At 41.4% G+C, this 12,938-nt stretch carries 11 protein-coding genes; 7 read left to right on the top strand and 4 right to left on the bottom strand.

Annotated elements, in window-relative coordinates; genetic code table 11:
* Positions 1 to 2 precede the first annotated feature (2 nt).
* Positions 3 to 1,016, top strand: coding sequence for a diguanylate cyclase domain-containing protein (locus H6G32_RS17895; RefSeq protein WP_190460704.1), 1,014 nt, complete (start codon positions 3 to 5; stop codon positions 1,014 to 1,016).
* An 82-nt stretch (positions 1,017 to 1,098) separates the two neighbouring features.
* Here H6G32_RS17895 and H6G32_RS17890 read toward each other — a convergent pair whose 3' ends face one another.
* Complete coding sequence (locus tag H6G32_RS17890) at positions 1,099 to 2,559, bottom strand: protein adenylyltransferase SelO (protein ID WP_190460703.1); 1,461 nt, start codon at positions 2,557 to 2,559, stop codon at positions 1,099 to 1,101.
* Between the two features lie 215 nt (positions 2,560 to 2,774).
* Between H6G32_RS17890 and H6G32_RS17885 the strand changes: the two genes are divergently transcribed.
* Complete coding sequence (locus H6G32_RS17885) at positions 2,775 to 3,446, top strand: SMI1/KNR4 family protein (protein WP_190460702.1); 672 nt, start codon at positions 2,775 to 2,777, stop codon at positions 3,444 to 3,446.
* Between the two features lie 11 nt (positions 3,447 to 3,457).
* On the opposite strand, the gene H6G32_RS17880 is transcribed toward H6G32_RS17885, so the two are convergent.
* Positions 3,458 to 4,033 carry a GNAT family N-acetyltransferase gene (locus H6G32_RS17880; RefSeq protein WP_190460701.1) on the bottom strand — a complete coding sequence of 192 codons (576 nt, stop codon included), beginning with the start codon at positions 4,031 to 4,033 and terminating at the stop codon, positions 3,458 to 3,460.
* A gap of 444 nt (positions 4,034 to 4,477) precedes the next feature.
* On the opposite strand from H6G32_RS17880, the gene bioB reads away from it, so the two are divergent.
* Complete coding sequence (bioB, locus tag H6G32_RS17875; protein WP_190460700.1) at positions 4,478 to 5,485, top strand: biotin synthase BioB; 1,008 nt, start codon at positions 4,478 to 4,480, stop codon at positions 5,483 to 5,485.
* 107 nt (positions 5,486 to 5,592) lie between these two features.
* Here bioB and petL read toward each other — a convergent pair whose 3' ends face one another.
* Entirely contained in the window at positions 5,593 to 5,688 is a 96-nt protein-coding gene (petL, locus tag H6G32_RS17870) for a cytochrome b6-f complex subunit PetL (protein ID WP_190460699.1), read from the bottom strand.
* 158 nt (positions 5,689 to 5,846) lie between these two features.
* Between petL and aroB the strand changes: the two genes are divergently transcribed.
* Positions 5,847 to 6,941: a 3-dehydroquinate synthase gene (gene aroB, locus H6G32_RS17865; protein WP_190460698.1), complete on the top strand. Its 1,095-nt coding sequence runs from the start codon at positions 5,847 to 5,849 to the stop codon at positions 6,939 to 6,941.
* A 100-nt stretch (positions 6,942 to 7,041) separates the two neighbouring features.
* Positions 7,042 to 7,626: a Uma2 family endonuclease gene (locus H6G32_RS17860; protein WP_190460697.1), complete on the top strand. Its 585-nt coding sequence runs from the start codon at positions 7,042 to 7,044 to the stop codon at positions 7,624 to 7,626.
* Positions 7,627 to 8,234: 608 nt separating this feature from the next.
* Here H6G32_RS17860 and H6G32_RS17855 read toward each other — a convergent pair.
* The gene (locus H6G32_RS17855) at positions 8,235 to 8,846 is read right to left on the bottom strand and encodes a PAP/fibrillin family protein (protein WP_190460696.1); all 612 of its coding nucleotides are present in this window, start codon (positions 8,844 to 8,846) and stop codon (positions 8,235 to 8,237) included.
* An 859-nt stretch (positions 8,847 to 9,705) separates the two neighbouring features.
* On the opposite strand from H6G32_RS17855, the gene H6G32_RS17850 reads away from it, so the two are divergent.
* Together H6G32_RS17850 and H6G32_RS17845 are read left to right on the top strand one after the other, a co-directional pair.
* Positions 9,706 to 10,617 carry an RNA polymerase sigma factor gene (locus tag H6G32_RS17850; protein ID WP_190460695.1) on the top strand — a complete coding sequence of 304 codons (912 nt, stop codon included), beginning with the start codon at positions 9,706 to 9,708 and terminating at the stop codon, positions 10,615 to 10,617.
* Positions 10,557 to 12,176, top strand: a complete 1,620-nt coding sequence (locus H6G32_RS17845) for a tetratricopeptide repeat protein (protein ID WP_242046637.1) — start codon at positions 10,557 to 10,559, stop codon at positions 12,174 to 12,176. Before H6G32_RS17850 ends, H6G32_RS17845 begins: the two co-directional genes overlap by 61 nt.
* Positions 12,177 to 12,938: the final 762 nt, after the last annotated feature.

Genomic DNA, 12,938 nt, shown 5'->3' with positions numbered 1-12,938 from the left:
ATATGTCTATACCAACATCCTGTAATAATGCTGGTATTGTCATGATTGTTGATGATACCCCAGATAATCTACGCTTGCTATCCAAGATATTAGAGTCACAAGGATTTAAAGTTAGAAAAACTGTTTCTGGAAAAATGGCAATCCAGGCGGCAAAGATAGAACCTCCTGACTTGATTTTGCTCGATATTAATATGCCTGATATCAATGGCTATGAAGTTTGTCGGCAACTGAAATCTCAAAAAGAGACAGTCAACATTCCCATAATTTTTATTAGTGCTCTAGATAAAACTACAGATAAAGTTATGGCATTTGAGATTGGTGGAGTAGACTATATCACAAAACCTTTTCAAGACTCAGAAGTATTGGCACGGGTGAAGAATCAATTCATTATTCGCCAGCAACAACAGCAACTCATCGTCCAAAACCAGCAGTTAAAGCAAGAAATAGGGGAACGCAAACGCGCTGAAGCAGCTTTAGTTTTAGCGAATCGCCAACTAAACCTCTTTGCTCATTTAGATGGATTGACAGGAGTCGCCAATCGGCGCAAATTTGACGAATATTTAAGTCTTGAATGGCAGCGACTTTTCCGGGAGCAATTACCCCTATCTTTATTATTATGCGATGTAGATTTTTTTAAAAAATATAACGATACCTATGGTCATGTAGCAGGAGATCATTGTTTACAGCAGGTTGCTAAAACAATTAGATTCTCGGTTAAGCGTCCGGCTGATTTAGTGGCTCGTTATGGGGGAGAAGAATTTGCGGTGATTCTCTCAAATACAAATTTTGGAGGGGCGATGTATGTAGGGGAGGTAATCAGAAAAGAAGTACATAACCTCAAGATTGTCCATGCTCAATCTAAGGTTGATGAATCTGTGACATTGAGCATAGGAGTTACAACTATTGTCCCCAATCTGGAGTTTAGCCCAGATACCTTAATTGCGATGGCTGACAAGGCGCTCTATGCTGCCAAAGCTCAAGGGAGAAACCGGATTGTAGCTGAAAACCTCAAGTGATTAGGTAGCCGATGGTATCTGCTATTGAATAACAAATTATTTCTTGTCTAGCAATAATTTGTTATTCAACTATTGATTTTGACTAGTGTTTTAACTGAAATTTCTCAACCAAATCATAGAAAGGTTGCCAATTATCTGATTCAGCAATTGATTCCCAAGTTGATTCAATTACAGGTCTTAATAATGCCGTTTTTGGATTATAGACAGCCAGAGTTTTGGCAATGTTTTCCATGTCGTCCGGGTCAAAATAATTCAAAATTTTATGATAGAGTACACACCAGTTATCAAAAATAGCTGCTGCTGCTCCTAATGCAGGGACAATATCTGAATCATTCATCACAGAAGCTGGTTCATCTCGCCATTTGTGGGAAAAAGTGCGAGCCATCTCGTAAAAGAATTGATGATAACCAACTTGGCTTTTTTGCAAAAAGGCGATCGCCAGATGTAAAAGCTCATCAGCTTCTGGATATGGCAACTGCTCAAATCCCAACTTTTTCAACATCAAACCCCGGTATTCAGCCTGATAATACTCCCCAAAGCTAGCTAATCCAGCATCTAAATCCCTCTGCTCAATCACCGCTTTTAATGGTTCTTGGAGCATTTCTAAGTTCAATTGGCAAATACTTGGTTGCTGGCTGTAACAATAGCGTCTATAATAGTCGAAATATGCAGCAGTAAAGTAGGGATCATAAGTAGGGATAAAAGCATAAGGCCCATAGTCAAAACTTTCCCCCGTAATTGACATATTGTCAGTATTGAGGACTGCATGACAAAAGCCAGCTGCCATCCATTGCGCTACTAGTTCCGCTACTCGTTTGACTAATTCTGCATAAAACAGGGCATATTTATCTTTCTCAGCAACTAAGTGTCGGTAATACTGCTCAATTACATGGTCTAACAGCTTTTTGGTTAAATCTGGACGCTGGAAAAAGTGCAGTCGCTCAAAAGTACCAAAGCGAATGTGGGAACTGCCCATCCGTACCATCACAGATGAACGGGTAGGTGAAGGTTCATCGCCTCGCCAGAGAGATAAACCTGTTTCAATCATCGTCAAACAACGGGAGGTACGCACCCCCAGGTAGTGCAGCGCTTCTGCTGCGAGAACTTCCCGCACTCCGCCTTTAAGTGTGAGCATACCGTCGCCACCACGGGAGTAAGGGGTTCTACCAGAACCTTTCGTGCCAAAGTCGTACAATTGTCCGTCACTGGCGCGTACTTGCCCATAAAGAAAGCCTCTCCCATCGCCCAACTGCGAGTTATATTCACCAAATTGATAGCCGTGGTAACGCAGTGCTAACAAGGGTTTGCGCCCCTGAAATTTACCAAAAGCTGTAATGAAATCTTCGTCTTTGACTATTTGGGGATTTAGTCCCAAACGGGGTAGCAGTGCATCATTGCGCCAACGTAAGATGTGTTGAGGAAATTCCGCCGCTGCAACTTCGTCATAGTAGTCATGGCCTAGAGATTCTAAGGCACTTTCGTAGTTGAGGGTGAGAAAAGGATTGCTAGAATTCGTGTTATTTGCAGTTTCAGCCAGAGTCATTACGAGCAAAGCTTAATTCATCATTTCCTTAATAGTAAACTGTTCCACATTTAATTTGCAGATATTCAGGGGATAGGAGACTCGTCAATACTGGTTTTTTCGATTTTGAATTTTGAATTTTAAATTGCTTACCTCTGGTATCAGCCTCAGCATAGACAAACAAAGCTTCCCCTAACTGGGAATAGCTGTGCTACTTTAAAATTGGAAGCGGGATCATGAAGAAAGTTTTGCAATTAAAGAAGAAGTTAACTCAATTAGCCATCTTAGATGCTACTTTTGAGGTTTTTGGCTCAGAATCACATCAATATCACCTCAACCCTTGTTTGCAAGACGCAGATATTCAAGTTTTTGAAGAAAAGCATCATATCAACCTCCCCAGTGAATATCGTCAATTTTTGTTAGAAGTTGGTAATGGTGGGGCTGGGCCAGGATACGGACTATACAGTATCCCTGGATTTGCATCTACCAATGAAATTGTCGCTACACCATATCAACTAAAGTACGACATTATTTCTCAACCATTTCTGCTGACAGAGGCGTGGAATGATTTGGATTTGCTCATAAAAAATACAGCAGGAATGGTAATTAATAATGATGCTTACTTAGATAATAAATTTATTCAGGGAACTCTCACTATGGCCAATTATGGCTGTGGAATGTATGCTTTGTTAGTGATTGCTGGAGAACAGCAGGGAAAAATTTGGATAGATGATCGTACCAATGATAGTGGTATATATCCTGCTTCTGGGAATTTTTGTCATTATTTCCATGACGCCGATCATGAGGAATTTCAGCCAGATAGCGACGAGGAGCAGCCTTTGAGTTTTTATGATTGGTATGAAGACTGGCTCAATCGCAGCTTATATCAAATTCGTCAGCCTGTTTAAACTTACTCTTGTTAAGATTTATTTGGTTGCCAGTGAGGATTGGTGAGACTTGTGAGGACATGATCTTCCCATTTTCCATTAATCATCAAATAGTCTCTAGCATATCCTTCAACCACAAAACCGAGCCTTTTGAGGACGTTACCACTGCGGCGATTGTGGGGCATATAATTTGCCATAATGCGGTGAAAATTTAATTCTTGAAATACATACTGAGTTGCTACCCCTAGTGCTTCTGTCATATAGCCTTGCTTTTGTGCAGATGAAGCCAAACCATATCCCACAGAGCAAAAATGGGCAGATCCTCGGATAAAGTTGCTAAAATTGATGGTGCCAATAATTTCTATGGGCTGGTTTTTGAGATAAATAAATAGCTTTAATGATTGGTCATTGACAAATTCGAGAAAATTGCTTTCTACTTGATATTCCCAATACTCTGCGGTGAAAAAAGCATCAGCCCACAGGGGGTAAAATGGGGTGAGATAGGTTTTGTTATCAATAAAGTATTTGAGAATTTGGGGTATATCTTCTGCGATCGCCACTCTTAATAACAGGCGATCGCTTGTAATTAGTGGCAGTTCTGATTTCATCGGAATATCTTTTTGACAAGTTCTGAGTATTTGCTCAATTATCTCATACCTGGGATACTGGGCTTAAATCTTTCTTTAGTGGTCGGTAACTTAATAAGTTTCTGCCGCTGTGTATGTATTGGTTTGGTGAAATTTATTAGCTAATATGTGCCACAGTTTACAGAAATATGGTGAGCATTGCCTACACTTGATCAATTGTCTACCAGTCCTTCTGATTAGATTACCATGCTGTCTTCAGAAATCACAGATGTATGAACATGAGATTATGCCAAAAACACGAGTTAAGGTGATGATTTTTGCTGCGAATCTGCCACTTAACCAAAATCTTGATAAGCTGATTTTTAATATCTACAGCGGCAGGGATCAAAGCCGGACGGTATAATTTATTTGCCTAAACGCTGTACTTGTTAGCTCTTATAAATCCAGTTTACAAGAAGGATAGTAATGTCGGGAATACGCTACGATTGGCAGGAATCAGAGATTCGGGCGATATATAATACTCCCTTGCTAGAGCTTATTTATCAAGCTGCTAGCGTGCATCGCCAATATCATGACGCCACAAAAATACAAGTCTGTAAGCTCATCTCTATTAAAACAGGAGGTTGCCCAGAAGATTGTAGCTACTGTGCCCAATCTTCTCGCTATAAAACAGAGGTAAAGGCGGAAGCACTCCTAGAAAAAGAAACGGTGGTTAGCATCGCCCAAAAAGCTAAAGCAACGGGTATTAGTCGCATCTGTATGGGTGCTGCTTGGCGTGAGGTGCGGGATAACTCCCAATTTGAGGATGTCCTGGACATGGTTAAGGACGTAACCGCGATGGGTTTAGAAGTATGTTGCACTTTGGGCATGCTAACAGCAGGACAGGCCCAGCGATTGGAAGATGCGGGACTGTACGCCTATAACCATAATTTGGATACCTCACGGGATTACTACAGCACTATCATTACTAGCAGGACTTACGACGATCGCTTAAATACCATTGAAAATGTGCGCCAAACTAATGTGACAGTATGTTCTGGCGGTATTCTGGGCTTGGGCGAAAGCGTCGATGATCGTGTGGGGATGTTGTACACTTTGGCAAACCTCAGCCCCCATCCAGAGTCTGTGCCGATTAATATTCTCTCCCAAGTACCGGGCACACCTTTGGCAGATCAACCCGATGTCCCGATTTGGGATGTGGTGCGGATGATTGCCACTGCGCGGATTTTAATGCCAGGTTCTGACGTGCGTCTGAGTGCAGGTAGGGCGAAACTTTCCCAAGTGGAACAAGCTTTTTGCTTTATGGCTGGGGCAAATTCTATTTTTTCCAGCGATGACAATAAGATGTTAACGGTGACAACTCCTTGTCCTGATTATGACACTGACCGGGAAATGCTGAATTTGCTAGGTTTATCGATGCGTCCAGCCCACCAAAAACAGCAGACAGTACCAACTCCGGCTGTTGTGGGTTAAAAATCTCTGATTGATCCCCCCTAGCTTAGGGGGGTTTTGCCTGTTGCTAACTGAGGGAGAGGCAAGATGCCTATCCCACAAAAGTTTTAGGCGGAATTATCTCTCGATTAAATGATCTTGGCAGCACGGAGACCGAACAGCAAACCGACAGCTAGACCCAAGAACACACCCAAGTAGACGACATAAGCGATCGCAGCAAACATTTATCTTTCTCCAAGTTACTCACTAAATCTATTGAATCATTAGTCATTAGTCATTAGTCAAACAGGTCATTGATCTGTCCAACTTCCCATCTCCCCATCTCCCCATTTTGTCAGATTGCGGTAGAATACGCGCACTGGTGCTTGTTTGGGGTTGGGTTATGACTTCTATTATCAATGTCAATCTAGGGGAAAAGTCTTATGAGATTGCGATCGCATCTGCTAGCTTAGATCAACTGGGTCAACAGATGAGCCAGTTGCAGCTGGGCAAGAAGGTGTTGCTAGTTTCTAACCCGATGATCTTTAAGCATTATGGAGAAAGAGCGATCGCATCCCTGAAAAATGCCGGCTTTGAAGTAGCTAGCTGCAACTTACCACCAGGGGAACGCTACAAAACCCTCAACTCCATCCAGAAACTCTATGATATCGCCCTAGAAAACCGCCTAGAACGTTCCTCCACCATGGTAGCCTTGGGGGGAGGCGTTGTTGGTGATATGACAGGCTTTGCTGCCGCCACATGGCTGCGGGGGATTAATGTTGTCCAAGTGCCTACCACACTCTTAGCAATGGTAGATTCAGCAATTGGCGGTAAAACTGGCGTCAATCATCCCCACGGCAAAAACTTAATTGGGGCATTCCATCAGCCGCGACGAGTATTAATTGACCCAGAAGTATTAAAAACACTACCGACGCGAGAATTTCGGGCAGGAATGGCAGAGGTGATCAAGTACGGCATCATTTGGGACGCCGATTTGTTTGCTCAGTTGGAAGCGAGTAAACATCTCGACCAACTCCGCTACGTAAAGACCGACCTGATAAACAACATATTAACCCATTCTTGTCAAGCCAAAGCCGATGTAGTGGGCAAAGATGAAAAAGAATCGGGATTACGGGCAATTCTCAACTATGGTCACACCATCGGCCATGCAGTAGAAAGCTTAACAGGTTATCGCCTACTCAAACACGGCGAAGCAGTAGGTATTGGCATGGTAGCAGCCGGACAAATTTCCCTAGAACTGGGACTTTGGCAAAAACAAGACACAGAAAGGCAAAATGCCCTAATTGAAAAAACAGGTTTACCAACTAAGCTACCTGCTGGGGTAGAAATTGAAGCAATTATTGATGCATTGCAACTAGATAAAAAAGTCAAATCCGGTCAAGTCAGGTTTGTTTTACCAACAAAAATTGGTGAAGTCACAATTACCGACCAAGTACCAACAGATACCATTCGCCAAGTATTGCAGGGAATGCAGTAATCTCACCTTGAACACCAGAATGTAGAGACATTGCATAGAACGTCTCTACAATTTTTTTTTAACTTTAGCTATGCTGGAAATTAATCAGCTAATCTAAATTATGGTACTTCAAACAGATAATCAACTGACCTTGCAAGAGTTCTTAACTCTTCCCGAAGGAGAGGGAGATATCACCTATGAACTAATTGATGGTCAAGCAATTCCTAAAATGCCACCAAAAAAATACCACTCAAAACTTACCCGCGCCCTCATAAATTTGATTGAAGAATTATGTGAGGGGAAAGGAGAAGTTTACCCAGAATTAGCTGTTGCATTAACCCGTCGAGGACGAGATTGGGCACCAACACCAGATTTGTTGTATATTTCCTATCAACGTTTACCTGCCGACTGGGAAGAAGAAGGAGCCTGTTCTGTTCCTCCTGATTTGGTAATTGAGATTATTTCACCAGGGCAAACATTTGGACAAATGGCAGCTAAAGCACAAGATTATTTAGCAGCTAAAGTGTTGCGGGTGTGGGTGGTAGATAGTCAAGCCAGAAGCATTAGTGTGTTTTATCCAGATGCACCACCACAAACTTATATGGGAGACGAATTAATCAAAGATTCTCTATTTCCAGAATTAGAATTTACCGTTGAGCAAGTTTTTCAAAAAGCGAAAATTCCCTTACAGAACTTTTCAAGTTAATGAACAACAGATTACCGTAGGTACACAGCAATGCTGAGTCCTGGAGCTTGTGGTCTAATTATTGAGGACTTACGCACTGTACAAATTTACCCTCTTTTCAAGCTTTTTCGATGGGTCTCTTTACACATCCTACACGTAGTGTGCGTTTCCTAACGCACAATTTATAGGAGTTTCAATGAATAAAATCGATGACCATATTCACCATTGTTTGTCAATGCGTAAGTTCTATTATTATAAAACCGCTCTAAATTAAAGATGCATTATTTTTAATCTCGTTTTATCTCGTTAAGAGTCTCCAACTGGGAATGCAATCAGTGCGGCTCTGCCGCTTATACGGAATGGGGTAAGAATTCCTAGCCAGAGGCTATTAACGAAATTAGGACTTAACGGACAGAAAATAGCAAATATGGGGTATGGTTTGTGTCGTTAAAAATCATGATTCGTGCTGGGCAGCACCCTACAGGTAGGATGGGTAAAGAGACCCATCAAAAAAACCTGAAAACATGGTAAATTTGTAAAGGAAAGTAAGTCCTAGAGATTTTAAAGTTGACTTAATTTAATGAGGAAAATAATCCCCTTGGGCGATTTGGGGGGATCTTTTTGTGATATTACTCATCTCGCAGCAGCACATATAAATTTTGCTGATTACCACGCATCAGGCGGAAATTTTCATCCAAATAGGTAATATCTGACCAGCCACTAAATGAGAGTGTCGCTTCCAGAGGTGAATCATTATCTACTCCTAAAGCCTCACGAAAAGCGGCATCACTCAAATCATTATTTGCACTTTTAACAGAAGTTTCCACAAACTCAATATTCAAGCGTTTCTCATCTTCTACAGTGTAGCGTCCCCTAACTAAACCAACACCTTGAACACCAGAAACTCCGGTAAATTCAATCAGGTTAATGTACTGCTGACCATCAAGATAAATTTCTTGAAATATTCCAGTTACATTAACTTTGACATCCGGCAGTTTACCAAAAGAAAGACGTTGCAGAGTGGTTTCTTGTTCTAAGTTAAATGTACTGTACAAAAGCCGCCATCTTCCTTGAATCAATTCGATATGATTCGTCGGTTCAGCGGTGGGATTTAGGGGTTCAAGAGATGCGGCTAATGTTTCGATTTGCTCCTTAGTTGCGGGAGTGATGTTAAAGCCAAGATTGGTAGATTGGGAAATAGAAATTAGTTCTTGTTTGAGGTTTGCTAATTCGGTAATCATGGTTTTTGGTTAAATGATTTATTTTGGTTTTGATAATTTTTTATTATATCAATATAGCAGTCCTAAATCATTTGTGAACACAAAGATACCCGACTTCTTAGAGAAGTCGGGTATCTGACTCACTTTATGTTCACAAATCAAATAGGATTGCTATAGTTGCTAGCTTCTATTACTTCTTGCTGATGCCAAGCTTTATAAAATTCTGGTTAAGTCATATTTTCACCGCTGTATAGCGTTTCCTAGTCTGCTGAGGTACAAATCTCTGCGTACCTCTGCGCTTTACTTTGCGTCCCTTTGCGTTTCAAAATATTATCTGTACCTCACGTAACTCTTAATCGCTATATCGCACAATTTGCCAGCAATAGTTCCTTACGAACTAGTCTTTTGAGATATTATATTCTGGTTTTATCAAAAAATATTTTAACTTCTCAACGATAACTACACATAAATTCCCTTTAAGAATTTTTTTCAATTAAAAAATAGCGATTAGAAATCGCGGCTACACAAACCTTCGCGTAGCGTCCCCTAGGGATAGTCCACCTTTCCTTCCAAACGCTACGCGAAGGTGGACTAAGGAAAAAGTATCTGTTTGAAACCCACGCAGGTGGGTTTTGTCTGTGTAGTTGCGGTTTCTAACCGCTTTCTGAGCTATAAGTATTAATTGTTACATACTCCTAGGTTATTGAATACCTGAATTTAACTGAATTTAACTGAATTTAACTCAATTGGCTGATTTTTAAAGTCCTAAATTTAACTGAACTATTGAATTGACAAGCTAGGTATCATTCAAAACAGATATTACATATATCCGCAATCTTCCAGTCTTTTGTACAGTGCATCATCCCTCATGTTTTAAATAATGAACAGGAATTCACATATACAAGTGAACCCAGAACAAGAACTCTTGTTCTGCTTATCAGGGCTGGAAATCAGGAATATCTTGCCAGAGCAAATCCAATTCAGAGCTTTATCTCAAAATAATTGTCAGGATTTTTGGCAATTATGGGAATCATCTCAAGATGATTTTTACAAATGTTGCCTACAGTGGATGGGAGGTAATTCTCATGATGCCGAAGATGCACTAAATCAGGCAATGCTCAAAGCTTGGAATGAATGGACAAAATCTGCAAATAAAATTATATATCCTAAAGCGTGGTTAGCTCGAATCATCCATAACTTCTGCATGGATGTGCATCGAAAACGCAAACAAGAAGCCACAATAATTGAAAACATTGACGATATTAAATTTGCCGAGCATCCAGCATTTGCTTCTAACGTAGGATTTCCTGAAGCCAATATTTTGAATTGGGAGATGCGAGCATATCTCCACCATAGAATTGAATCTTTACCTGACAGACTGCGTCATCCTTTTATTTTACGGTGCTGCCAAGAAAAATCCTATCAAGATGTCGCCAAACAACTGGCCCTCTCTGAAGAGAATATTCGCAAATGCATTCAAGAAGCGCGAAAGATTCTGCAAAAGCAGTTAAAGAAGTATCTTGCAGGGGAAGATAACACTTGTCTAGATTCTCTCTCACCATCCTTAAAAAAGGTAATTCCGATGGTGGAAGAGGTTCAATCTGATGAAACACTTCCCTCCGGGACGCTACGCGAACGACAAGCTCAGTGCGGTGCAGTGCTGTGTAATTGGGAATCGCCAATAACAACAAAAAGCCAGCACGAAGAAATTAACTATAAAGTAACCGTAATATGTCTGCAAACATTGCCACATCATTGGTACAGTTCACCCAATTCTCTGGGCTGGAGATGAATGCTCACTTGGTTGTAGAAGAAAAGCCAGCTAGACAACAGCAGAAACTCATCACCTTAAGTAAGTATGTCCAAAAATATCCCCAAGGATGGAAAAAAAGATTAGAACTGGCTGATTTGCATTACGAAATGGGCAACTGGCAACAAGCAGTTGCAGAATATCGTCAAGTGATTTCACGACAACCTCAATTAATTGATGTGCAGCTGCAACTGGCAAAAATCTTGCACCTGATGGGATTAGAAAAAGAGGCTCTAGAAATATATCAAAAATCCTTATTGTTATCTGAAAATGAAGGGACTCAGAATCATATAAATGGATTGATTGCAGTTTGCAGAGGTGAGAGTCAGAAGGCAATCATTGCATTTAATTTAGCAGCAGCTTTAGAACCTGACAAAGTAGTTCACTGGATGGCTTTGGCACAGGTGCATCAGTCGAGAGAAAATCCTCTTGGTAGTCTCAGCGCCTTGGAGCAGGTTTTGTCAATCAACCCAGATGATGTTGTGGCCTTGATTTACAGCTATGATGCGCTGATGGCGGTGGGGGATATTCAAACAGCTAGAGAGCGGTTGAGCAGGGTTATAGCCTTAGCTGGAGATGATTTCCGGGTACTGCAACGACAAATTGACCAGCGTTGCACCGCACTGAGCTTGCCGAAGTGTCAGATGAGATTGGTATCTGGTCAGGAGGGGAAGCTGACTAAAAAAATGATTATCTCTGCACTGCAACAGGCTCCTCATGGGGTTGAGGCTCACAATTCCCTGGCATATTATCACATTCTCCGTGGGGATTGGGCGCAAGGTGTGGAGGTGTTAGCAGAGTTTACCGCAGAACATCCCCAGCATCCTTATGGCTGGTATTACTACGGACGGTGCTTATTCCACACAGGGGAATATCAGAAAGCGGCACAGATGATGGGGAAAGCTTATCATCTATATCCCCATGATTGTGAAATCTTTCGGGCGTTGTGTGAAATTTTACCGCTGGCGACAAGGTTGGAGGAATTGCGTCCTTTGGTAGAGGAGATGTTGAAGCAGTTTCCTGAACGCTGGAGTATTTTTGCAACTGCGGGGCGGGTGTTGGTAGAACATTTTGAAGAGTTTGAACGAGGCTGTAGTGTTTCGGAACAGGGAACACAACTACAGCCCCAGTTAGCTGATGCTTGGTTGCGTCACGGGCGGGTGTTGGCTTTGGCTCTTAAACATCAGGAAGCAATAGAAGCTTTACAGAAAGGATGGGAGCTTTTACCACCAGGAGCTTATCTGCAATCTGTACCAGCTGCGGTGTGGCTAGGAGAAAACTACCAAGTGATAAAGGATGCCAAGGCTAGTAAGCGCTGGTGGGAAGCAGCTTGTGAAGGAAGTCAGAAATTAAAGGCGTTTAACCCAGCTACAGCTAATTACTGGTTAGGGAGAGCCTTACTAGGGTTAGGGGATAAGTCAGGAGCGATACAGGCTTATGAAACAGCTTTAAGTCAGCAGTTGTTGTATCCGGCTCGTGGGGAGGTTGAGAAGAATTTGCAACAGATGAAAAGTAAGCGGGGTAAGAGTTATAGAGGTTGAGAGTGATTTTTTGGGGAGAAAATTTGCTCGTAACTCGAAAAATTCACAAATGGGGGTGGGGAAACGTTTAAAAGATGTGGGAAAAAAAAACCACAATTCCGTCAGAGCAAAATTAGATGATTTCACCTGTGAGATATCTAGTTAAGCCTCAGTAAAACACAAAATAAACAGACACAAAAATTGAGGAACAAAATGAAGAACGTAATACGTGCAATGGTATGCTGCATTTTAGCCGTCACTGTAACATTATTTGGATTTGGTGGTATGAATAATGTTGCACACGCGCAAGGCTCTAGGCCAGTTTGTGGCCAACCTGGTAGTGTGATAGAAATCCAACCGAATTATCCATTATGGCTTTGTGCCAATGTTGAATACAGATTTAAGGGTACGGATCTACCAACCTCTATTGAATTTACAAACCAAAGTCAGGATTACAAGGCTAACATATTCTTTGCATGGCAGAATCTTTCCAAGGTAGTACAAGTACCAGCAAACACAGAAAGACAATACTTGGACGAAACGTTTGGTAGTACTAGGGTGGTAGTAAGAAACCGAAGTGAGAATGCACCAATAATTGCCAAATTTACAAGGGCTTAAGGCTAAGATGTTTTGACTATTTCCATATCTTAACCTCATAATTTAGTAGTTTGATAACCTATTTTTGTGGGCGTGTTACTTAGTTAACGCGCCTGTTTACTGCTGACAATATAATTCACTCAAATCAAGGAAATCAATGAATCGCTTATAATGAATCGCTTATTT

Source organism: Cylindrospermum sp. FACHB-282 (assembly GCF_014697195.1).
In the GTDB taxonomy this organism is placed as follows: Bacteria; Cyanobacteriota; Cyanobacteriia; order Cyanobacteriales; family Nostocaceae; genus Cylindrospermum.
This window is presented reverse-complemented; position numbering and strand designations above follow the sequence as displayed.

Excerpts from the sequence above, each read along its gene's own strand:
- H6G32_RS17860 (WP_190460697.1), top strand. The coding sequence starts at position 7,042 with ATGGTACTTCAAACAGATAATCAACTGACCTTGCAAGAGTTCTTAACT.
- H6G32_RS17845 (WP_242046637.1), top strand. The coding sequence starts at position 10,557 with ATGTCTGCAAACATTGCCACATCATTGGTACAGTTCACCCAATTCTCT.
- aroB (WP_190460698.1), top strand. The coding sequence starts at position 5,847 with ATGACTTCTATTATCAATGTCAATCTAGGGGAAAAGTCTTATGAGATT.
- petL (WP_190460699.1), bottom strand. The coding sequence starts at position 5,688 with ATGTTTGCTGCGATCGCTTATGTCGTCTACTTGGGTGTGTTCTTGGGT.
- H6G32_RS17850 (WP_190460695.1), top strand. The coding sequence starts at position 9,706 with ATGAACAGGAATTCACATATACAAGTGAACCCAGAACAAGAACTCTTG.
- H6G32_RS17890 (WP_190460703.1), bottom strand. The coding sequence starts at position 2,559 with ATGACTCTGGCTGAAACTGCAAATAACACGAATTCTAGCAATCCTTTT.
- H6G32_RS17895 (WP_190460704.1), top strand. The coding sequence starts at position 3 with ATGTCTATACCAACATCCTGTAATAATGCTGGTATTGTCATGATTGTT.
- H6G32_RS17885 (WP_190460702.1), top strand. The coding sequence starts at position 2,775 with ATGAAGAAAGTTTTGCAATTAAAGAAGAAGTTAACTCAATTAGCCATC.
- H6G32_RS17855 (WP_190460696.1), bottom strand. The coding sequence starts at position 8,846 with ATGATTACCGAATTAGCAAACCTCAAACAAGAACTAATTTCTATTTCC.
- bioB (WP_190460700.1), top strand. The coding sequence starts at position 4,478 with ATGTCGGGAATACGCTACGATTGGCAGGAATCAGAGATTCGGGCGATA.
- H6G32_RS17880 (WP_190460701.1), bottom strand. The coding sequence starts at position 4,033 with ATGAAATCAGAACTGCCACTAATTACAAGCGATCGCCTGTTATTAAGA.